Origin of the sequence: Photorhabdus akhurstii, assembly GCF_019090985.1 — a bacterium.
Classification (GTDB): domain Bacteria; phylum Pseudomonadota; class Gammaproteobacteria; order Enterobacterales; family Enterobacteriaceae; genus Photorhabdus; species Photorhabdus akhurstii.
Genome location: NZ_CP020335.1, coordinates 1,234,135 through 1,255,080 on the forward strand (window position 1 = coordinate 1,234,135; position 20,946 = coordinate 1,255,080).

Consider the following 20,946-nt stretch of genomic DNA (forward strand, 5'->3'; position numbering starts at 1 on the left):
TTATTTCAGCAGCTTATCTAACTGGTTGATATCGCTATTATTGTATAAGTGTGGTCTACGCCAACCATGCTGATCATAATCAGCAAGGCAACGATCAACCATATCCATCATTTTTTTCATATTGCCGGAGCCATGAGCATGGCGCAGACATTGCATCCGAATTTCATCCTGACTACCGGCATAGTTGATTTCGTACAACTCGTGACGGCCGCCAAATTCACTGCCAATGGCGTCCCACATCAGTTTTAAAATCTTGATACGTTCAACGTGATCGATACCGTTGGAACCCCGAACATACCGGGCCAGATATTTATCAATTTCAGGGTTGTTCATATCACGTACACTAGATGGTAGATAAATTAGGCCGCTGGTGACGTTACTTTCAATAATATTCTTAATCTTAGTGTAGGCCATTGGCGCCATAACGCGATAAGTTTGTATTGCCTGAGTATCCGGCATATAAGCGCCGCCTTTCCACGGTTTGGCTTCTGCCCACATCGCGTCGCTCAGTGACCAAAACAGGTTACGCCAGGCAACCACTTCGCCCAGGTTAGCCTGAACACCCCGGAATTCGATCACGCCGGTACATTCCAGGCTCCTTTGTAGCAGAGCAGTAATAAAATCCAGTTTCACCGCCAGCCGTATACAAGCCTGTAATGGGAACAGGCTGGTGAAACCCGCTTGAATCGCCCAGTTGCGCGCACGGTCGAAATCACGGTAAATCAGGACATTTTCCCAAGGGATAAGTACCTTATCCATCACCAGAATTGCATCGTTTTCATCAAAACGGCTGGATAAAGGATAATCGAATGGGGAACCTGTTGCTCCTGCTACCAATTCATAGGAACCGCGGGAGATCAGTTTCACGCCTTCCGCATCCATTGGCGCGACAAACATCAGGGCGAAATCAGGGTTATCCCCCATGACTTGTGCGGAGCCAAAACCGATAAAGTTATAGTGGGTCAGGGCTGAGTTAGTGGCTACCACTTTTGCGCCGCTGACAATGATACCGGCATCAGTCTCTTTTTCTAGCTTAATATAGACATCACGTGTCTCATCAGCGGGTTTATGACGATCGATTGGTGGATTAACAATAGCATGGTTAAAGTAAACGCCTGTTTCCTGAATACGTTTGTACCAGGTACGGGCATTATCAGCGAATTGACCATAATATTCAGGAAATGCGCCGAGCACGTTACCGAAAGCCGCTTTATAGTCAGGTGAGCGACCCATCCAGCCATAGGTTTGACGCGACCACTCAGCAATAGCATCACGTTGTTGGCGCAGATCGTCCGCACTGGTAGCAAAGCGGAAGAATTTGTGGGTGTACCCGCCATTGCCGGTATCGGTATTCCAGCACAGGACATCATGAGTTTCCGGGGCGTGCAGGGCATCGTACAACTGACCGATTGAAGCAGCAGAATTACGGAATGCGGGATGTGTGGTGACATCTTTTACGCGTTCGCCATAAATATAAATTTCGCGGCCATCTTGAAGGCTTTTCAGGTACTCTTCTCCGGTGAAAGGACGTTTTTTGTCGGCGCGAAAATCTTCTGGTTTCATGTCTACCTCACAGTCGTCATAAAAGGCGCCGGTCTTGATATAAGATAATCAATATTGGCACGGAAATGTTAATTTAATGTTTGTTTTGTGTTTCTTAATTGAAGCTTTAGAACGGCGTTTCTTGAATAGATTTTTGGAAGGTTCGCTGGTACTTTTCGTTGGAAAGAACGATTTGTTATTTAAAGTGTGATCTGGGCGATATTTTGGTGACCGTTTATACGGTCACCTTTAGTGGGATATATAGTTATACCCGTTATCTTTCAAGTTGCCTCTTTGTTGGTTGCACTCGCTCACCCCGGTCACATAGTTTGCTATGCTCCCGGGGATTCATTCCCTTGCCGTCGCGATGCATCTTGAAATCCATAGGGTATATATGAGTTTATGTACCGGAGCCTTGATTAAGGCACAGAGATTAATGTACATGCAATTTTTTATTTCTGGATGATGAAGGGGCCTCTTCCGGGTTTGCACGCTTTTTGCTTATTACTGGCTGACGTTTTTCAGCTGTAACTAATCCGATACTATATTTACTTTTTGGGTAATCATGGCCGCGAAATTCATTGACGTTTGTGATAAACATTGCGCTTACCTTTCTCGTACTTTGCAAATACTCGCCTTCGTCTCTTTTAGGTTCAGATAAATCTGTCAGAATTGAAGCGGCTACTTTTTTATCCTCACCATATACAACAGCTATTGCAGCACCAAAATGAAAAGGATATGCCCCTTTTCCACTTTTTATCTTCTCCGCGATCATTAGCCCTTGTTTTAAATCTGGCAGGTCTGTTTTATCCATTGTGGATTTTCCTAATGGGAGATGTTCTTCTTTTAAATCTTCGTCAGATGCATTACCTATTGATTTATTTCCAAACTCCACGGACATTATTACTCCCAGATCCGCTCCAACTGTTGCTTCATTTTCGTAAGGGAATGGTTTAGTCTCATGTTTGTTGTATAAGATATCAAGGGTATATTCTGTGTTGCTAATACAACTTATCGGTAGGTCTTTTTTGAAAGTTAATGTTGACATTCCATTCTCGGATGGACCTCTATCAAATAGCTCCTCTGGTACATTGAGGCCGGGTTTTTTTTCTTCTAACAGCTTATCTACAGGACCATAATGTAAAAATTCATCTTTGATTCTTATCAACGTTGGTTTTAATTTAGATCTTTTTTGCTCATCTATTTCTACATCAAAGTCAAATCCGGGAATATTGTATTTCGTAGGTGCAAGCCCAGAAATATCAACCAGTGTTGACGGATTATTTCTCACCATCCGGTATAGATTCAGTCCATCGATTGTTCCAGCCGGATCGGCGCTTAACCACCTACCAACCCACGGCTGATAATAGCGGTAGCCGTAATAATAGAGCCCGGTAGCATCGCGTTCTTTACCTGAGTAACGGAGGATTTTGTAGCTGGCTTCTATTTGATTTCTTGCTGCCCATAATGCTGTGCCGCCAAATGGATAATACTCTTCCTGACTGATAATTTGTCCTGCGTTATCCAGTTCAAGTTGACTGGAACCAATCAAATTATCATAGCTATAGCGAAGCTGATTGTTATTGATACCGGCTGGTGGCGTAGTTTCCCAGTGTAGAACTCGCACTTGTGCGTGGCCTGCTGCTCCCACGGTAATAGCATGCAGGTCTTCTGATGTAGTGGTCCCATTTTGCGTTGTACGTAGCTCCAGACCGGGAAGATAAGTTACTCGTTGCTGCTGCGTGCTGTTGCCAGTCTGCTGCTCACTGACTTTTAACTGTCGCATGCCGTCGTTGCCGTAACGATACCATTCCCGATCGCTGGCGCTCTCGCGACTGACTGGCGTTACCTGTTTTAGTTCACCTCGTGTATTCCAACTCAGCTCTTGCCCCGGTAACAATTTTGTTTGATGTCCGCCGGCATCAAACAGTGCCTCCACCTGTGTTGGGTCTGAGGTTAGCGAACTCAGCACTGCCCGATTACTGCGATTCGAAACGGTAATATCTGTGGTGTAGTTATTTTGGGCGGCGGGGGAACTGTGCCGGATTTGAACCAAATTGCCGCCGCGATCGTAATTATAGCTGCGAGTATAGTTGGTATATGAGTTTTCATCAGTAGGAAGAGGGATGATTGGCGAAGGAAGTTGGTTGCTTTGCTGGCCGATGTTAGCCATCTCACGTCCTGTTGCACTGATAAGCTGATACAGGGAATCGTAGGTGTAGGTATTTTCAGGGACTATTTTCTGATTGCGCCAGAAGCGGGTGGCTTCTGCATCATTACGGACACTAATAATATTCCCTACAGGATCATGTTCATAGCGTAGATCTTGTAACACCTTGCTATCTGATTGACGGCGAGTAGTGGTACCGATCAATCGTAGAGTTTCCGGTTCATAGCTGTATTCAGTGATAACGCCATTACCGTGTTCTTCACGCAATTTCTGGCCTGCGGCGGAATAGGTCAGGGATTTGACAATGACTTGCTCACTTTGGTTTTTCAATGTCAGCCAGCTACCTTGTAATTGTCCTGCCACATTGTAAGCCAGACGTTGCATGTTGCCTTTTGCATCGGTTTGGGTCAGCAAAGCGCCGGTAGCATCAAAGGTGCTTTGTGTCGTGTAAGTTTCGCTATTGAGTTTGGTCTGCCAGAGGGTTTCATCGTTACCTGTCCAGTCTGCTTCCTGACCGTCGGCTAATAACTGACGGGATTGAGATAAGATGTTTTCTGTCAATGACAGGCTTTCCAGTTGCGTCACTCCTGCTGTGTCGTAGTGGCGCACATACTGGCCGGCAAGATTATGATCTTTCTCCGCCTGTGTATTACCAGCCCAAATAAAATGCTCAGTAACGCGGGGAGTCTGTTCTCCGGGGGCTTGTTCACTTACGGATAATAGACGACCGGGCAGGGTATTGGCTTCATATTGTCGGGTCTGAATGGCGCCGGTTGCGGTTACAATCAACACTTGACGGCCTTCAATATCATTAAGGGCAATGGTACGGCCGGCATCGACACTTTCTGTCCGCAAAGTGTCGCCGGTGAGATTGTATTGCCAGAGGAAGTTGGGGTTTGTCGAGTTATTGGTTTGTTTGGCGTCATACAGCCGTGGATCAATGCTTTGGCTCAAGTGTCCTCGGGTATCATATTGGTGGCGGGTAATACGAGTATCTGTATCGCCTCCCGCGACGTCACGGTGAAAGTCGATGTTACGAATGGTCAGGCCACGGTTATCGTAGACGTTAACGGTGGGCGTATGTTGATAAAGTTTTGGGTCAATGTTTTTCATGATTTACCTCTTTGTTATATTTAAGAATTTCTGTCATCACAGCTTTATCTGTATTAAGCTGAATAGGTGTTTTGACATCGATAACAGTGATCATCACTGCTATGGATATGCTAATTCACCTAATTAATGATAGATGCTAAATAGTGATTTAAAATGACTGAAAATATGGAACGCCTTTTATTTTCTGATCTCCTTACTTTATGTATTGGTAAATTCAGCTTAATTTATACTTGTTTTAAACGTTATTTCCCTCCGGCCAGATCGATAAAATTTCCTGTTACATATGAAGCTTCATCCGACAGCAACCAGGAGATAGCCTGTGCCACTTCTTTCGGTTGTCCGCCGCGTTTCATTGGTAAGGAATTCTTCACCCGATCAACTCGATTTGGCTCGCCGCCATCGCTATGCATATTGGTATAAATAAATCCGGGGCGAACGGCATTAACTCGAATTCCCTGATCTGCCACTTCCAGAGACAGGCCAATAGTCAAAGTATCGATCGCCCCTTTCGATGCGGCATAATCTATATATTCGTGCGGTGATCCCAGTCGAGATGCTGCTGATGAAACATTGACGATTGATCCACCGTGACCACCATGTCGGAAAGACATTCTTTTAACTGCTTCCCGCGCACAGAGAAAACTGCCTACAACATTGGTGGCAAAAATATCATTCAGGCGATGAGCGGTTAATTGTTCAATCGATGCTTGTGGTTTTAATATCCCGGCGTTATTTACCAAACCGGTAATGCATCCGAGTTCGGCATCGGTTCTCTGGAAGAGTTCTACAACTTGTTTTTCATCAGCGACATCGACCTGAATGGCGATAGCTTTACCATCTATTTGACGGATAATTTCGATGACTTCCAGCGCTTGATCTTGATTGGAGTGATAACCGATACCAATATGATGCCCTTTCTCTGCCAGATAAAAAGCGGTTGCACGGCCAATACCACGCGATCCACCGGTAATTAATGTAATTTTTTGCATAATGTTCACATTTACAATTTTATATTAAGAAATTAAATATCAAACAAACCAGTATTAGTAAAGTAAAACTGAATAAAAATCAAATTATTGCATATGTCATGGGAATATTTCCAATGTCTTTATTATTATTTATATAATTTTTTAGTTAAGAATGAAATAATCTAATTGCTATGTTATGGGTATTGTGGGAATATTTTTATAAAGATAGAAATTGACTTTTTATAATTATAATAGTGGGAATCATGAGAAAACAATATTATATATTTTTGTTTTTGTTGACGATAAAATGAATTTGTTTGTAATTAATGTTTTTAAGGTTTGGTTAATAAATGACGCCTTTGAAGTGTAATATATAATTAATCACCTTCAAAAGCGTTTTTTATTTGAATATCTTATGGATTCAAGGTTGATTTATTTATCCTTTTCATGGTGTTTATTCATATAATTTTGCATTATTTTAGATGATTCATACAGATGTTCTAATACGGCGGAAATAGTTTCCCATAACTGTGGATTAGCTGAGCCATAATAATGAGTTCTAAAACATCCTCTTATATTTTTAGCACTAAGGATAAGATTATTAATATTTTTTAATAACATTAGTGGTGCAATATTAAGATAATTTCCTTGCAGCTCATTGAATATTTTTTGAAATGATTCATAATCATTCTTATCAACAGCATTTTTCATCTTATCTATGTACAGCAATTTTTCTCTCATATCCATTATATTTAACCTCTTTATTTGCTATCACATTAAAAATTACTATGATTAGTCATCTTTATCCAAATATTCTTGTGCTAATTTGGATACATGATTTAGAAAATCTAATGCCGTGGTTTCCCATAATTCAGGAACAAACTCATGGTAATTCAAGCTATGAAAGTCTTTTTCTACGTCATTAGAATTACGGCTGAAATTATTAATCTCTCTTATTAAATTTATTATAGTTATTGGGTAGTTTAGATAATCAGTTGCTATTTCATCTATTGTTTCACCAAATAACTGATAATCTTGATGAAAATAAGTCAGCGTTAAATCATCGATATATTTTCTTTCTATTTCTTTTTCCATTGAATTAAACCTCTTTGTTTATTTTTTTATTTAATAATACGTTGACTATTCATTTTGTTCAGTATGTTTGTTTAAATAATCTTTTGCTTTTTTTGATATGTGTTCTAAAAATTCAAGTGCTGTCATATTCCACCCTTCGGGGAGAACGTCAGCATTATGGTAATGATAATCAAATGTGTTCTCTACATCTTCAGAAGAGTCAATAAGATCGTTGATTTCTTCTATTAACCCTTTTCTCATTCCCTGAGATGCGTCATTAAGAAAATCATTGATAACATCATCAAGCTCGGGACCTGATATTATATCGAAGTCCTGATTAAAGTAAGCATGCATTAAAATATCTAGAAATGGATATTGTCCGGTCATTTTAATTGTAGCCTTTCATGCGATCTCCTAGTAACCGAAATCAACAGAATTACTTGAATATATAAAATATTCTTATTTATTAAACTTTCTTGTTTATTTTTTAATTAAAAATACTGTAATTATTTATTTTTATCTAGATAATCTCGCGCTCTTTTGGATACATAATTTAAAAAGCCAAGCGCTGTGGCAGTGTCCCAAAAATCTGGGTCAAAGTCACTATAGTAGAGAGCATCAAAGTCCTTCTCTATATCTTCTGAGGTGTTAATAAAAGAATCAATCTCTTCTATTAATCTTTTTATCATTTCCTGAGTTGCAACATTAAGAAAGCAGTCTGTAACTTCATCCATAGTTTTTCCATACAATAAGTCATAATCTTGGCAAAAATAAGCGCCTACTAAGATGTCTAAAAATGGATATTGTCCGTTCATTTTAATTAAACCTTTTTATATTTTAGAATGTATAATCTTAGCCCTAATATATTGGAAATGCAGTTAATATATAATAGGGTTGGCCGTTGTATTCAGAGTACTTTAAAACAACCTTGACTTTATATAATTTTTCCACATATTTCGATCCTCTGGCAATACCAAAACCAATAGAAGTACTTGAAACATATTCAATAGGAGCGGTTGTTCCTTCTGGAAGAGCATATTTAGCCCAATTCTCCAAACGTATTCTATTTGCTTTTAGAGCTTCTGAAATCACTTGCTCTGCCACCTCTTGATTGTAAAAAGTACTTGCTCTAGATATATCTGCTAGCCTTGCCCTCAACTCCTGCTCCGATAACCCAACATGTTTAAGCAAGGTATGTCCACCGGGTTTTAAACCTGTAGGCGATTCATGTCCAATTAACTTAATTCGGCCTACTCGTACAGAGGCAACTCTAACGGCCCCCACCATTGAAGCAAATGACAACGGTACAGCAATATCAACGGTGAGTCCTATTTCAGAAGCGGTATAATCATCAGCACCAAATTCTTTTGCTAATTCTACCGCCTCGCGATAAGTTTCCGTCGTGGTTTCTCTGCCGGTAATTACTTGACTGGCAGAAGCATTCATTACATCAAGACTGTGAGCGCCGATAATAACGCAGGCAGCTTTGGTTAGGGTTGAAGGATCGGGCGCCAGACAAAGAGCGCCGGCGCCAATGAGTTCAACGACTCCTGCCGCTAAACCCGCGCCACCTAATATTCTATTACTCCAGGTCTCTTCCTCGGTAATAGTATTATCTGACAGAATTGCCGCTAGCTGGACCGGAGATAAAACAATGCGTAACCCATTTTCAGATTCTGAATCAACAGGGGTATCAGTTAAATAAGCGGCATTATTCATCGTCAATAAATCCTGTCATCCCAGAAGCTATAAGAACCGGTTGAACAAGCAAGATTGTTCCACGTGATATCTTTGTAAGTAAAACAGATGATTTCCTGTGGTACGCTGGCATTACTGTCTCTGGAATGCGGATAATTGCTTTTTATGCTGGATATCAAGGCGTGGCCTAGCCTGATAGAATAGTTTTTTTCTAATCCTCCGGTTAGTGATGTGCGATAGTTTTCAAATAAACATTCCAGTTCTTCATTATCATCGAAGCTTCGCGCCAATAAAGGCGAAGATTTATCGATGGGTTTTACTACCATAACCGGATGATGGGATACGTGTTGTTCCCTTGTCATTAAATGTTGAAGCGAGTAAATAAAAATCTCATTCTCATGGCCGTGCTGGTAATTATTTCCTATAGAGTTTAAGGAGCCGCAGCCAGCGGAGATCAGCCCCTGTTTTTTGCCTTTCAATGTTAGATAAATAATATTTGCCATGTTAGTTGCTCCTAAATGAAATTTTTTCGACTCTATTGTAGGGTGTGTATAAAAGTCAACCAAAAATTTATAAATTTGGAATAATTTACATTTGTAAGGGGAATAGAATAATAAAACCAGAATACTTATAAACATGGCATCAAAGTATTTAAGAGGGGGATTAAAAATCCGGTATCCAGATGGCATGTTTGTAATAATCGAATAGCGTAAGCTGACATTCAGGTAGCTACTCAGTAGCCGCTACCTGAATATCTGAGATTATTTTAAGTACATACTATTAATCTGATGAAAAAACGCCATATCCAGTATCCTAGCAAGGCGAATGTAATGATATTAAGAGAGAGTGATTTGAATCTTTTTTTTACAGTTGCATAAATTAAGGGGGACATAATCAGTAAACATGTTGGAGCAAATACATCACGGTTATCATCTACCAGCTCTCTGTAAACAGTACAGAGATTATCTGTATCCTGACCACCGATATAATGCTCTTCTTCTAAGTATGACATCATATATATAAATAATGCACAAAAGATAGCATAAGTGATATTTAAAACTGCTGATTTGCTCATTCTCGAATTCTCATGATTATATGAAGTCTATGACATCAAAAGGTGGGAATCCGAATTCGCCTGTCATATAGTAAGGATTTTGCATATGTTGTGTTTCCTTTTCTTAAATTAATTTATTTATACCGGCACTCCGGTTGCCATCATTTATCCTTCACAAAGCTCCAGTGGGTTACAGAGTCTCAGTATATTCAGAATTTTAATTCTTGGAAGAGATTTTGTAATAAAAATGAGTAAGTTTAGCACGAATTAATAGCATGAGATTTGCTAAACAAGCAGAATAAAATGCCGGGATTGGTATAATTAGCATGGATATTTATTGTTCGTGAATATTTCTTTCTCGCCAATGACTAGGAGAGCAGCCAACTAATCGATTAAAGAAGCGGGCAAAATAGGCTGGATCTTTAAATCCGAGCTGATAAGCAACTTCAAATACCGGGCAATCACTGAATAATAATAGCCGTTTGGCTTCACGTAGTTGACGGTCGAAGATGAGTCGTTTAGGTGGGCGGTTGGTAAACCGACGGCACATATCTTTTAATCGCGATTCTGTAATATCTAACTTATGGGCATATTCCGGTACGGAAAGATGATGATGATAATAATTATCTATTAATTGGTTAAAGCGCTGAAACAATTTAATTTCTCCTCGCACGCCATTAATTGGGTGGTCATCAAGAGGAATATTGCGTAATAACAGTGTGAATATAGCTTGTGCCAGGAATGTCAGCGATTGCTCTCGACCGATAAAGTTATTAGATGATTCGCGGGCGATTAACGCCCAATAGTGATTAAAAGCGGCCAGCTCTTCCGGTTTATCGGCGACAGATAAGCAAATAGCCGGAATATCAAGAATATCTTTATTGGCCGGATAGAGCGATTCTAATAACGGTAATATCAGATCTTGCCGTACAGTAAGGACATATCCGTCGCTGTCATCTTGAGTGAAGAAAGCGTGAGGAACGGAGGGGGGAGTCAGAATAAACAGCGGTGCTTGTACAGAATAGTGTTGAGCATCCAACTGTAATTCAATATGGCCGGTGATCAAAAAATGAAGTTGGAAGAAACCATCGTGACGATGAGCCTGCATATTACGGCCAAAAAATGCCGCCATTCGGCCAAAGGTCTGATAGTGCACATCATCGGTGCCTTGGGTTTCATCATAATCCTTGCTGATATCAATATTGGCAATGATAGGCTCAGTCATGATGGTTTTTCCTTTTTATTTTTATTGAAATTGCTGCGCTGTTCTCTGTCTGGCGTGTTTCATCGGGATCAGACAGATAATGGCTGCGCCAATGACCAGTAACCCGGCAACGAAATAGAGACCGGTATTAAAGCTCCCGGTCTGATCTTTCAGCCAGCCGATTAATAATGGGCTAAGTGCTGAACCTATGTTACCTGTGGCGCTAATAACCGCAATGCCGATCGCTCTTGCGCGTAAGCTGATAGCTTGATCCGGCGTGGTCCAGAAGACCGCCATCGCGGTGAATGAGCCGGTTGAAGCCATAATAATCCCGATGAGCTGAATGACGCTGTGGTTGGTCAATGAGGTCAATATCCAGCCCACAGCGGCGAACAGATAGGGTAGCGCCGTATGCGTTTTACGTTCTTGTAGCCGGTCTGAACGGCGACTCCAGTAAACCATTCCGATGATGGTACAAAACTGAGGAATAGCGGTCAGAATGCCGATCATGATGTTACTGCTGCCCTGATTGAAGCTTTGCACAATCTGTGGCGTCCAGATATTAATCGCACTCAGGGTATTGGTTAGGCAGAAGTAGGCCAGGGTATACATCAGCATGATCGGCGCGAAAATCTCACGCCATATGCTGCGTTTTTGCATGGCCTGATGAGTTGATGAATTTGCCGGTTGAATCTGAGCGAGCTGGTCGTTATCCATCATCTCTTGTAAGCATTTTTTATCTTCATCTGTCAGCCACTTAGCGCGTTTTGGCGAATCATCAAGATAGAACCAAACGACAATTCCCAATAGCACCGAAGGAAAACCTTCCAACAGGAATAACCATTGCCAGCCGTGAAGGTTCAGGAGGCCATCCATTTCCAGAATATAACCGGAAGCCAGAGAACCAAACGCCATTGTCACCGGCATTGCCACCATAAACAGCGCATTGGCGCGGGCGCGATAATAAGCCGGGAACCAGTAAGTCAGATATAACAGGATACCCGGCACGAAACCTGCTTCGGCGATACCGACCAGCATACGCAAGATATACAGACTGGTTGGTCCGGCGGCGAACATGGTGGCGGTGGAGGAGATCCCCCAAAGCACCATGATAGTCGCTATCCAGCGTCGCGCCCCGACGATGCTGAGCATGATATTGCTGGGAATACCGAAAATGACATAAGTAGCATAGAACAACGTTGCCGCCAGACCGAACATGGTTGCGTTCAGTCCAAGATCTTTACCCATTGTCAAACCGGCAAACCCGATATTGATTCGATCCAGAAACGAGAATACAAATAAGACGAATAGGAAAATAATCAGGCGACGGAATAGTTTGTTAATGACGGATTGCTGTTGTGCCGTGAGTTGCTTATGTTGAACTGCGGGATTACCCGGTTGTTGCGCAGCGGTTGATGAATCGCTCATTGTCATTTTCCTTAATTGCTTTTTTATTTGTATTACATGGTCATGGCAAATCAAAAGGTTGTCGGGTAAATCGGTTGTTAATGTGGTATTGGTTGAGATTAATAAACACCGGATGAAGGTGTTGTCGGCAGTTCTTTATCCTTGATAAATCGTGCTGCCAGCGCTTCCGCTGTACGAGCCAGTAAAGTGGTATCAATACCAACGGCAACAAACAGTGCGCCGAGTTTCAGGTAATGTTCGGCAATATTGGGCGCTGACATCAGAATGCCCGGCGCTTTATCCGCCTCTTTGATTTGGCTGATTGCCTGCTCAATTGCCGCTTTTACTTCGGGGTGATGCGGATTATCGGTGAAGCCCATATCGGAACTCAGATCAGCCGGGCCGATAAAAACACCATCCACACCCTCGACTTTGAGGATCTCCGGCAGGTTACGCAGTGCTTCACGGGTTTCTACCTGCACCAGAACGCAGATTTCATCGTTGGCGCGATGTAGATAATCAGGCGTTCTGTTCCAGTGAGAAGCTCTTGCCAGAGCGCTGCCCACGCCACGGATACCCGCCGGTGGATAACGGGTTGCGCGAACCGCTTCATAAGCCTGTTCGGCGTTTTGTATCATGGGGATTAATAAAGTTTGGGCGCCGATATCCAGTAGTTGTTTAATGATGACCAGATCATTCCAGGGCGGGCGCACAATGGGATGGCTTGGATAAGGGGCGATGGCTTGCAATTGGCTTAAAATCGTCTGAACATCGTTCGGTGCATGTTCGCCATCGATAAGTAGCCAGTCGAAACCGGCTCCGGCCACTAATTCAGCGCTATAGGGGCTACAAAGCCCCAACCATAAACCGATTTGTGGCTGGCCTGCTTTTAATGCCTGTTTAAATTTATTGGTTAATCGATCCATATTTTTTCCTCCTTAAACAAAACGGCAACTGATAGCGCCGAGGGGGCCGTAATCCACATGGAAGGTATCCCCTTTATTGGCTGGAACCGGGCGGGTAAACGATCCACTGAGAATGATTTGTCCTGCTTCAAGCTGAACGCCATGTGGCGCCAGTTTGTTTGCCAACCATGCGACACCGTTGGCCGGATGGTTAAGTACCGCAGCCGCGACGCCGGACTCTTCAATCACGCCATTGCGATAGAGCAGGGCGCTGATCCAGCGCAGATCAAATGCATCAGGTTTAATCGGCCGGCCGCCCATAATGACGCCGCCGTTGGCGGCATTGTCAGAAATCGTATCGAACACTTTGCGTGGACGCTTGGTTTCCGGATCGATGTTATGGCAACGGGCATCGATCAGTTCCAATGCGGGAATGATGTAATCGGTCGCATTGTAAACATCGAACAGGGTGCAGTTCGGGCCACGCAAAGGTTTTGCCAGAATAAATGCCAGTTCAACCTCAATACGGGGCACAATAAAGCGATCGCATGGAATATCACTGCCATCAGGAAAAAACATATCGTCCAGCAGAGCGCCGTAGTCCGGCTCGCTGATTTGTGAACTGGCTTGCATCGCTTTTGAGGTCAGGCCAATTTTATGGCCTTTGAGTACCCGACCTTCGGCGATTTTCAATTCCACCCAGTGACGCTGAATAGCATAAGCATCATCGATGGTGATTTCAGGGTAATCCAATGAGATCTGGCGTATTTGTTCACGGCTTTTTTCTGCCTGATGCAGACGATGTGCAACCTGTGATACGACTTCTTTCTGTAACATGCGGTTAAACTCCTGTGTCCTCTATGCCGCCAAAGCAGAGGTATTTCACTTCCAGATAATCTTCGATGCCGTAACGTGAACCTTCACGTCCTAAGCCCGATTGTTTAATGCCGCCAAATGGGGCGACTTCATTAGAGATCAAACCTTCATTGATCCCGACCATGCCGCTCTCCAGCGCTTCTGCCACACGGTAAATTCGGCCGATATCGCGGGAATAAAAATAAGCCGCCAGACCAAATTCAGTATCATTCGCCAGATGGATGGCTTCTGCTTCATCACGGAATTTGAAGAGAGGAGCAATAGGTCCGAATGTTTCTTCTTGGGAGATAAGCATAGATTCGTTGACATCAGCCAGTACGGTAGGTTCGAAGAACAGACCGCCCAGAGCGTGTGGTTTACCCCCGGCCAATATGCGTGCGCCACGAGAAACGGCGTCACTGATGTGTTCTTCTACTTTATCGACGGCGGCTTGATTGATCAGTGGGCCTTGTTGTGATTTGGCATCGCTGGCCGGGCCGACCTGCAACTTATTGACCGCTTGTGCCAGACGTTCGGCGAAGGCGTCATAAATGGTTTCCTGAACCAAAATTCGGTTAGCGCAAACACAAGTTTGACCGCTGTTGCGGAATTTAGCTATCAACGCTCCCTGTACAGCGGCATCAATATCGGCATCATCAAAAATAATAAATGGCGCATTGCCGCCCAATTCTAGCGATAGCTTTTTCACGGTATCGGCACTTTGTGCCATCAATAATTTGCCGATACGGGTTGAGCCAGTAAAAGAGAGTTTGCGGACAATCGGGCTTTGGGTCAAAACACCACCGATGGTTTTTGCATCGACGCCAGTCACCACGTTGAATACCCCGGCGGGAATACCTGCTTGTTCCGCTAGTGCGGCCAGAGCCAGAGCTGAAAGTGGGGTTTCTGAAGCGGGTTTTAGGATCACCGTGCAGCCCGCAGCCAGCGCAGGGCCAACCTTGCGGGTGATCATGGCGTTGGGGAAGTTCCACGGTGTGATCGCCGCCACAACGCCGATAGGTTGTTTGATCGTGATGATCCGTCGGCCTGGCATCGGGCTTGGGATAGTTTCACCGTAGGTGCGTTTACCTTCTTCCGCAAACCATTCGATGAAACTGGCGCCATAAGCGATCTCGCCCATAGCTTCTGCCTGTGACTTCCCTTGCTCCCGGCTCAACAATTCAGCCAGCGCCGGTTGATTTGCCATCATTAACTGAAACCAACGTTGCAAAATCTGGCTGCGTTGTTTGGCTGTCATTGCTCTCCAGGCAGGCAGGGCTTGTTGAGCGGCTGCAATTGCGCGTTCTGTTTCAGTTGCTCCCATATTACTGACGTGGGCAATAACTTCGCCATTTGCCGGGTTAGTCACCTTAAACGTTGCTTGGTTGTCGGCATCAACCCATTGCCCGTTGATATAAGCTTGTTGACGCAGTAATTCTGTATTTACATTATTTGTCATGATTTTTTTCTCCTAAAGACACTTGTGTGAGGGGTTTCCGCTGGTAGAAAGTTACTAGCTGCTGGCATAACCAACACAATCCAGCGCAAACTGCCATCACAAAGGCCATAGCAAAAGGGGTTTCATCTTGTAGTAAAGAGACGGCAATGCTGGCGAGTGCGGCCATACCGAATTGTGCAGAAATAGCGAGCGCACTGGCGCTACCGGCAAGTTGACCGCGATGTTGAAGTAATAAAGAGAGGCTGTTAGTACCAATGGCATTAACCAGCGAGATAAACAGTACGACCAAAATGACGATCACAGTCAGACTTTGCTGATAAAAGATAACCAGCAAGATGCCGAACAGTAATTGAGCACTGGTTTGGATAAATAACAGGCGAGAAACATCGTAGACTTTTAGTAAACGGACATTAAGCAGCACTATTGCCATCATGCCTAGCGCATTACAGGCGAACAGTAAGCCGTAGTAATTCGCCGGAACCTGAAAATAATTGATATAGACGAAAGGGGAGCCACTGATAAATGCGAACATGGCGGCGCAAGTGAATGCCAATGTGCCGATAGTTGCCATAGCTTCGCCATCAGTCAGTAATTTGCCGTAATTTTTAAACGCGGTGATAAGTTTTCCATTGTTACTCTGAGCGGGCAGCGTTTCTGGCAAGAAAAATAGTAATAATATTCCGCTGATACAGCCGAACAGGCCCAATAGAGTAAATATGGCCTGCCAATTGAAATAGGTTAACAAGAAGCCACCGAGTAATGGGGCGATAAGTGGCGCTATCATGGTCACTAAAGTCATGAGCGATAGCACACGTGGTAATTCCTGTGGGCTATAGATATCACGGGCGATAGCTCTGCCCATGACCACCGCGGCGCCGCTGCCGAATGCCTGTAATGCGCGTAGTAAAATCAGCTGTTCAACTTGTGTCACCAAGGTGCACAACGCACTGGCGACGACAAATAATGCGATACCGCTAAGCAGCAGTTTTCTGCGCCCTAAATGGTCGCTCAGTGGGCCGTATAACAGCATGCCAATACAGAAACCGGCGAAAAATACGCCTAAGGTATGTTGCATCTGCCCTTGTGTTGCCTGTAATTGCCTTGCCATTTCCGGCAAGGCTGGCAGGTACATATCAATCGACAGAGGCCCGAAGGCCACCAGTGCACCTAATAAAGGGATTAACCAACGAGGAGGATGCTGATGAAAAGATTTCGGCATCACTACTCCTTACGAAACAGGGCGTGGACGTTGTTTTGTTTGTAGTTCAGTACCGGGTCTAATTCTTCCATTGTAAAAGAGAGAGCAAGGTAACGTTGGGCCATCAGCGAGGCAAAATGTTGTTTGATCAGAGGAAACAGTATCTCACCAACCTGTTGACGGCTTTCAAGGCTGCGTCCTGCGCCGATTTTTAGTGTCATATGGACGAATGCATAATCATGTTGACCGTCGGCCATTTGCCAGGTATCCAGCCAGATGGCGCGGCTGCGTATGCCGCCTAATGGGAAAATGCCGGTATCTGCCAGCGCCTGATTCACTTTGGCGAACAACTCTGGCAGATTGGCTTGTTCACGGATGTTTTCTGTACATTCAGCATAAAAATGTGGCATAGGTTGCTCCAAATCAGGCGATAGCGGGTTTATTGGTGATGTAATCAGGTAGAGGGAATACGGCGTTGACTTGCCCGGTGCCGGAACTGGCAAACAGTTCAGTCAGAAATTCCACTTTACCGTCATACTTATCCCAACCGAGTAAGCCTAATAACATCACCGTATCGTGCATATTGCCTTCGCCATAACAATAATCTGCATATTCCGGCAGCATTTTGCAGAACTCTTTGAATTTGCCCTCTTTCCAGAGCTGAACCACCCGATGATCCATCTGTTCGTCGAATTCTCGGGTGTAACTGTTCATGCCCTCTTCGGCACGCTGATCATCAATAAAACGGTGAGAAAGGGAACCGCTGGCGAGTACCGCCACGGTGCCATCATATTTCTCAATCGCTTTCAGAATCGCTTCCCCAAGACGACGGCTATCTTCAAAAGCATGAACGGTGCAGAACGCGGAGACAGAGACAACTTTAAAATGTCGGTCACTGTTCATGTAACGCATGGGTACCAGCGTGCCGTATTCCAGTTTCAGGCTTGGGATTTCATGCGCCTGAGCACGTACGCCGACATTGCGTGCTTCTTCTGCGATCATTTGTCCCAATTCAGGATTGCCGTCATATTCATAGCTCATATCCCGGATGAAGTGGGGTAATTCATTACTGGTGTAAATACCGGAGAAATGGTCGGCGCAATTGATGTGATAGGCACTATTCACCAGCCAATGCGTATCAAACACAATAATGGTATCGACCCCCATTTCGCGACAACGGCGGCTAATCTCTTTGTGACCATCAATGGCTCCCTGACGGCAACCGTGATGTTTTCCCGGTAATTCAGACAGATACATGGATGGTACATGTGTAATTTTGGCTGCTAACGCTAACTTACCCATAAAATCCTCATTTGATATCAGGACGGCGAACCGGAATTCGCCGTGGTTAACGCTGATGAAACGGTTAGACTCCCCAACGCGGGATATGATGATCCCCCATAGAGATACAGACATTTTTCATCTCAGCAAACACTTCAAAGCTGTATTCACCGCCTTCACGGCCGGTGCCGGAAGCTTTCACGCCGCCGAATGGTTGACGCAGGTCACGGACGTTCTGGGTGTTGACGAATACCATGCCGGCTTCAATATTACGGGCCAGACGCAATACCTTGCTGACATCTTGCGTCCAGATATAAGAAGCTAGACCGTACTCCACGTCATTTGCCAGGCGCAGACCTTCTGCTTCATCTTTGAATGGCAGCAGGCAGGCGACAGGGCCGAAGATCTCCTCCTGAGCCACCCGCATACGGTTATCAACATCCGCCAGAACCGTTGGGCGTAGGAAATTGCCCTCTTTTAGGTGCGCCGGTAAGTCAATCGGTTTATCTGGGCCGCCAGCCAGCAACGTGGCGCCTTCTTCTATCCCCAGACGGATATAGCCGGAGACTTTTTCCCAATGCGGTTTGCTAATAAGTGCGCCGATCTGAGTGTTTGGATCTTGTGGATCGCCTACCCGTAAACGATTAGCGCGTTCAGCAAAACGTTTAATAAACTCAGGGTAGATACTTTGCTGAATAAAAATACGTGAACCTGCGGTACAACGTTCACCGTTGATAGAGAAAATGGTAAACAGGGCGGCATCCAGTGCCCGTTCAATATCAGCATCTTCGAAGATCAGAACCGGAGATTTTCCTCCTAGCTCCATTGAATATTTTTTCAGGCCGGCGTTTTTCATAATCTGACGGCCGGTTACGGTACCGCCGGTAAACGAAACCGCGCGTACATCGTGATGTTTCACCAGCGCGTCACCGGCGGTAGCGCCATATCCCTGAACCACATTCAGCACACCGGCAGGGATACCGGCTTCTAGTGCCAATTCGCCTAAACGGTTTGCGGTTAATGGGGAGAGTTCTGACATTTTCAGCACTGCGGTGTTACCTAGCGCTAAACAGGGAGCAACCTTCCAGGTGGCGGTCATAAATGGCACGTTCCACGGAGAAATCAGCGCGCAAACGCCAACGGGTTGCACCAGCGTATAGTTGAGCATCTTGTCATCAACGGGATAGGTATGGCCGTTCATTTGCTGACAAATTTCAGCAAAGAAGTTGAAGTTGTGAGAAGCGCGTGGAATCAGGACATTTTGTGTTTGATGAATGGGCAGACCGGTATCTTTGGTCTCCATTGCGGCGATTTCAGGCACATTTTCATCGATCAACTCACCCAAACGGCGCATCAGGCGTGCACGCTCTTTCATCGGCAGATCTGCCCATTTGGGGAATGCTTCCTTGGCGGCGGCGACAGCTTGATCAATCTCCTCTTGACCACCGGCAGCGACTTCTGCCAGCACTTCGCCGGTAGCAGGATTTGTTGTTTCAAAATAGGTTTTGCTGCTGACGTTTTTGCCGTTGATCCAATGGTTAATTATGGTCATTACAGACTCTCCTCATACTCTTGCTGGCTGACAATACGGTTGACCAGACGTCCAACACCTTCAACTTCAACAATAACTTCATCTCCCGGCGCCACATCGGATAATCCTTTTGGCGTCCCGGTGGCGATCATGTCTCCCGGTTGCAACGTCATAAAGTCACTTAGATAAGCGATCAAGAATGGAATATTGAAGATCAGATCAGCGGTTGTACCGCGTTGACGCAATTCACCATTAACCCAAGTGCTTAGTGTCAGATTATGCGGATCGGGTACATCTTCTTTATCGACGAACCACGGACCGATGGGAGTCAATGTATCGCGGCTTTTTACCCGGAGATTAGGGCGATAATAATTTTCCAGATAGTCACGGATTGCGTAATCGTTACAGACGGTGTACCCGGCAACGTAATCCATCGCCTGTTCTTTGGTGACTTTGTGGGCGGCTTTGCCGATGACAACAACCAGCTCAGCTTCATAATGCATGTATTCCACATTATCAGGGCGAACGGAAACCTGACGATGACCGGTCAGCGTATTGGCGGCCTTGATAAAAACCAGCGGTTCTTTGGGGGGCTTAAATTCCAGCTCGGTGGCGTGATCAGCATAATTCAAACCGAGGGCGAACAGGGTACCGTTTGCGGGGGGCAACCATTGGACGGATTCGCCGCTGATTTTGCTGCCATCTGTCAGACAGACATTTTCCTGTTCATCGACAGTAACAATCAAATCGCAACCTTGATAGTGAACTCTTGCGTGTTTCATGCTTTTTCTCCCGCTTGCACAACCTGATTTTCCAGTGATGGGAAACCTGCTGCCCGAATAACAACTTTATCGCCCGGTTTGATAGCGACACGTTGGTGTGGCGTCCCAAGCAGGATGACATCCCCCTCTTTGAGGGTTGCGAAATCACTTAATGCTGCGACTAATTCCGTGGCTGAACGCACCAGATCGGCGGTTGACCAGCGATCGACTTCCTGACCATTGATTTCGGTAATGATATCTAACGCATCAATGGATTCAGGATGAGCCATTTGGCCTATGGGGCAAAAGCCATCACGACACTTAGCTTTAATTGCCGGACGATAAAAAGCGGTTTCAGGCAGGCTGACTTCATTAGCTAATGCATAACCTGCGATATATTCGGCTGCGTTTTCGATAGCAACTTTGCGGGCGGTTTTACCTATTATTAATGCCAGCGTCGCACCGCTTTGAACCTCTTCACCTACCGGATGGGGAATCGCTTCACCGCAGGTGATAACGGTATTCCGTGGTTTAATAAACCACACTGGTGTCTTAGGTAAAGTGCTATAAGGTGCTTGCTGAAATGAGTCATGCCAGAAATCTACCTGGCTCCGATGGTTGAGGGCTACGGCGAAGACAGTGCCTTTCATTAACGATTCCTCATGAACTTAAACTGGTGGTTTTAAGATGCATTTATTAATATATTAATAAACCACAAGGCGCACT

21 protein-coding genes are annotated in these 20,946 nt (G+C 44.6%); all 21 read right to left on the reverse strand.

What is annotated here, in order from left to right:
• A complete protein-coding gene (hpaB, locus tag B0X70_RS05200) occupies positions 1-1,563 on the reverse strand; it encodes a 4-hydroxyphenylacetate 3-monooxygenase, oxygenase component (RefSeq protein WP_036808023.1) in 1,563 nt (520 codons plus the stop codon).
• A 412-nt stretch (positions 1,564-1,975) separates the two neighbouring features.
• Positions 1,976-4,825 (reverse strand): RHS repeat protein, encoded by a 2,850-nt coding sequence (locus tag B0X70_RS05205; RefSeq protein ID WP_246593437.1) that lies wholly within the window; start codon positions 4,823-4,825, stop codon positions 1,976-1,978.
• Positions 4,826-5,067: 242 nt separating this feature from the next.
• On the reverse strand, positions 5,068-5,814 hold the full coding sequence (locus B0X70_RS05210) for an SDR family oxidoreductase (RefSeq protein ID WP_217471050.1): 747 nt from the start codon (positions 5,812-5,814) through the stop codon (positions 5,068-5,070).
• A 411-nt stretch (positions 5,815-6,225) separates the two neighbouring features.
• Positions 6,226-6,540 carry a hypothetical protein gene (locus tag B0X70_RS05215; RefSeq protein ID WP_217471051.1) on the reverse strand — a complete coding sequence of 105 codons (315 nt, stop codon included), beginning with the start codon at positions 6,538-6,540 and terminating at the stop codon, positions 6,226-6,228.
• A gap of 45 nt (positions 6,541-6,585) precedes the next feature.
• Positions 6,586-6,888: a contact-dependent growth inhibition system immunity protein gene (locus B0X70_RS05220; RefSeq protein WP_046396120.1), complete on the reverse strand. Its 303-nt coding sequence runs from the start codon at positions 6,886-6,888 to the stop codon at positions 6,586-6,588.
• 45 nt (positions 6,889-6,933) lie between these two features.
• On the reverse strand, positions 6,934-7,254 hold the full coding sequence (locus B0X70_RS05225; protein WP_217471052.1) for a contact-dependent growth inhibition system immunity protein: 321 nt from the start codon (positions 7,252-7,254) through the stop codon (positions 6,934-6,936).
• A gap of 119 nt (positions 7,255-7,373) precedes the next feature.
• Entirely contained in the window at positions 7,374-7,682 is a 309-nt protein-coding gene (locus B0X70_RS05230; RefSeq protein WP_040150273.1) for a contact-dependent growth inhibition system immunity protein, read from the reverse strand.
• Positions 7,683-7,725: 43 nt separating this feature from the next.
• Positions 7,726-8,586, reverse strand: a complete 861-nt coding sequence (locus B0X70_RS05235; RefSeq protein ID WP_217471053.1) for an RNase A-like domain-containing protein — start codon at positions 8,584-8,586, stop codon at positions 7,726-7,728.
• A 2-nt stretch (positions 8,587-8,588) separates the two neighbouring features.
• The gene (locus B0X70_RS05240; RefSeq protein WP_036779293.1) at positions 8,589-9,068 is read right to left on the reverse strand and encodes an Hcp family type VI secretion system effector; all 480 of its coding nucleotides are present in this window, start codon (positions 9,066-9,068) and stop codon (positions 8,589-8,591) included.
• A gap of 263 nt (positions 9,069-9,331) precedes the next feature.
• The gene (locus B0X70_RS05245; RefSeq protein WP_217471054.1) at positions 9,332-9,640 is read right to left on the reverse strand and encodes a YjeO family protein; all 309 of its coding nucleotides are present in this window, start codon (positions 9,638-9,640) and stop codon (positions 9,332-9,334) included.
• Positions 9,641-9,953: 313 nt separating this feature from the next.
• Positions 9,954-10,844 carry a 4-hydroxyphenylacetate catabolism regulatory protein HpaA gene (gene hpaA, locus B0X70_RS05250; protein ID WP_036807998.1) on the reverse strand — a complete coding sequence of 297 codons (891 nt, stop codon included), beginning with the start codon at positions 10,842-10,844 and terminating at the stop codon, positions 9,954-9,956.
• A 21-nt stretch (positions 10,845-10,865) separates the two neighbouring features.
• Complete coding sequence (hpaX, locus tag B0X70_RS05255; RefSeq protein WP_217471055.1) at positions 10,866-12,251, reverse strand: 4-hydroxyphenylacetate permease; 1,386 nt, start codon at positions 12,249-12,251, stop codon at positions 10,866-10,868.
• A 98-nt stretch (positions 12,252-12,349) separates the two neighbouring features.
• Entirely contained in the window at positions 12,350-13,156 is an 807-nt protein-coding gene (hpaI, locus tag B0X70_RS05260; RefSeq protein ID WP_217471056.1) for a 4-hydroxy-2-oxoheptanedioate aldolase, read from the reverse strand.
• Between the two features lie 12 nt (positions 13,157-13,168).
• Positions 13,169-13,972, reverse strand: a complete 804-nt coding sequence (gene hpaH, locus B0X70_RS05265; RefSeq protein ID WP_046396111.1) for a 2-oxo-hept-4-ene-1,7-dioate hydratase — start codon at positions 13,970-13,972, stop codon at positions 13,169-13,171.
• A gap of 4 nt (positions 13,973-13,976) precedes the next feature.
• Entirely contained in the window at positions 13,977-15,449 is a 1,473-nt protein-coding gene (locus B0X70_RS05270; RefSeq protein WP_217471057.1) for an NAD-dependent succinate-semialdehyde dehydrogenase, read from the reverse strand.
• Positions 15,439-16,668 (reverse strand): Bcr/CflA family multidrug efflux MFS transporter, encoded by a 1,230-nt coding sequence (locus B0X70_RS05275; RefSeq protein ID WP_217471058.1) that lies wholly within the window; start codon positions 16,666-16,668, stop codon positions 15,439-15,441. The genes B0X70_RS05270 and B0X70_RS05275 overlap by 11 nt, the downstream gene beginning before the upstream one ends.
• Before the next feature lie 2 nt (positions 16,669-16,670).
• A complete protein-coding gene (locus tag B0X70_RS05280; RefSeq protein ID WP_065391252.1) occupies positions 16,671-17,057 on the reverse strand; it encodes a 5-carboxymethyl-2-hydroxymuconate Delta-isomerase in 387 nt (128 codons plus the stop codon).
• Positions 17,058-17,070: 13 nt separating this feature from the next.
• Positions 17,071-17,949 carry a 3,4-dihydroxyphenylacetate 2,3-dioxygenase gene (hpaD, locus tag B0X70_RS05285; RefSeq protein ID WP_036807978.1) on the reverse strand — a complete coding sequence of 293 codons (879 nt, stop codon included), beginning with the start codon at positions 17,947-17,949 and terminating at the stop codon, positions 17,071-17,073.
• 64 nt (positions 17,950-18,013) lie between these two features.
• Positions 18,014-19,480 carry a 5-carboxymethyl-2-hydroxymuconate semialdehyde dehydrogenase gene (gene hpaE, locus B0X70_RS05290; protein WP_036807976.1) on the reverse strand — a complete coding sequence of 489 codons (1,467 nt, stop codon included), beginning with the start codon at positions 19,478-19,480 and terminating at the stop codon, positions 18,014-18,016.
• Positions 19,480-20,241 carry a fumarylacetoacetate hydrolase family protein gene (locus B0X70_RS05295; RefSeq protein WP_036779313.1) on the reverse strand — a complete coding sequence of 254 codons (762 nt, stop codon included), beginning with the start codon at positions 20,239-20,241 and terminating at the stop codon, positions 19,480-19,482. Before B0X70_RS05295 ends, hpaE begins: the two co-directional genes overlap by 1 nt.
• Positions 20,238-20,870 carry a fumarylacetoacetate hydrolase family protein gene (locus B0X70_RS05300; protein ID WP_217471059.1) on the reverse strand — a complete coding sequence of 211 codons (633 nt, stop codon included), beginning with the start codon at positions 20,868-20,870 and terminating at the stop codon, positions 20,238-20,240. Before B0X70_RS05300 ends, B0X70_RS05295 begins: the two co-directional genes overlap by 4 nt.
• Positions 20,871-20,946 lie beyond the last annotated feature (76 nt).

Coding starts and splice junctions, on each gene's coding strand:
- B0X70_RS05275 (WP_217471058.1), bottom strand. CDS start 16,668: ATGCCGAAATCTTTTCATCAGCATCCTCCTCGTTGGTTAATCCCTTTA.
- hpaH (WP_046396111.1), bottom strand. CDS start 13,972: ATGTTACAGAAAGAAGTCGTATCACAGGTTGCACATCGTCTGCATCAG.
- B0X70_RS05295 (WP_036779313.1), bottom strand. CDS start 20,241: ATGAAACACGCAAGAGTTCACTATCAAGGTTGCGATTTGATTGTTACT.
- hpaI (WP_217471056.1), bottom strand. CDS start 13,156: ATGGATCGATTAACCAATAAATTTAAACAGGCATTAAAAGCAGGCCAG.
- B0X70_RS05300 (WP_217471059.1), bottom strand. CDS start 20,870: ATGAAAGGCACTGTCTTCGCCGTAGCCCTCAACCATCGGAGCCAGGTA.
- B0X70_RS05215 (WP_217471051.1), bottom strand. CDS start 6,540: ATGGATATGAGAGAAAAATTGCTGTACATAGATAAGATGAAAAATGCT.
- B0X70_RS05245 (WP_217471054.1), bottom strand. CDS start 9,640: ATGAGCAAATCAGCAGTTTTAAATATCACTTATGCTATCTTTTGTGCA.
- B0X70_RS05270 (WP_217471057.1), bottom strand. CDS start 15,449: ATGACAAATAATGTAAATACAGAATTACTGCGTCAACAAGCTTATATC.
- hpaB (WP_036808023.1), bottom strand. CDS start 1,563: ATGAAACCAGAAGATTTTCGCGCCGACAAAAAACGTCCTTTCACCGGA.
- B0X70_RS05280 (WP_065391252.1), bottom strand. CDS start 17,057: ATGCCACATTTTTATGCTGAATGTACAGAAAACATCCGTGAACAAGCC.
- B0X70_RS05220 (WP_046396120.1), bottom strand. CDS start 6,888: ATGGAAAAAGAAATAGAAAGAAAATATATCGATGATTTAACGCTGACT.
- B0X70_RS05225 (WP_217471052.1), bottom strand. CDS start 7,254: ATGACCGGACAATATCCATTTCTAGATATTTTAATGCATGCTTACTTT.
- hpaX (WP_217471055.1), bottom strand. CDS start 12,251: ATGAGCGATTCATCAACCGCTGCGCAACAACCGGGTAATCCCGCAGTT.
- B0X70_RS05240 (WP_036779293.1), bottom strand. CDS start 9,068: ATGGCAAATATTATTTATCTAACATTGAAAGGCAAAAAACAGGGGCTG.
- B0X70_RS05205 (WP_246593437.1), bottom strand. CDS start 4,825: ATGAAAAACATTGACCCAAAACTTTATCAACATACGCCCACCGTTAAC.
- hpaD (WP_036807978.1), bottom strand. CDS start 17,949: ATGGGTAAGTTAGCGTTAGCAGCCAAAATTACACATGTACCATCCATG.
- B0X70_RS05235 (WP_217471053.1), bottom strand. CDS start 8,586: ATGAATAATGCCGCTTATTTAACTGATACCCCTGTTGATTCAGAATCT.
- B0X70_RS05210 (WP_217471050.1), bottom strand. CDS start 5,814: ATGCAAAAAATTACATTAATTACCGGTGGATCGCGTGGTATTGGCCGT.
- B0X70_RS05230 (WP_040150273.1), bottom strand. CDS start 7,682: ATGAACGGACAATATCCATTTTTAGACATCTTAGTAGGCGCTTATTTT.
- hpaA (WP_036807998.1), bottom strand. CDS start 10,844: ATGACTGAGCCTATCATTGCCAATATTGATATCAGCAAGGATTATGAT.
- hpaE (WP_036807976.1), bottom strand. CDS start 19,480: ATGACCATAATTAACCATTGGATCAACGGCAAAAACGTCAGCAGCAAA.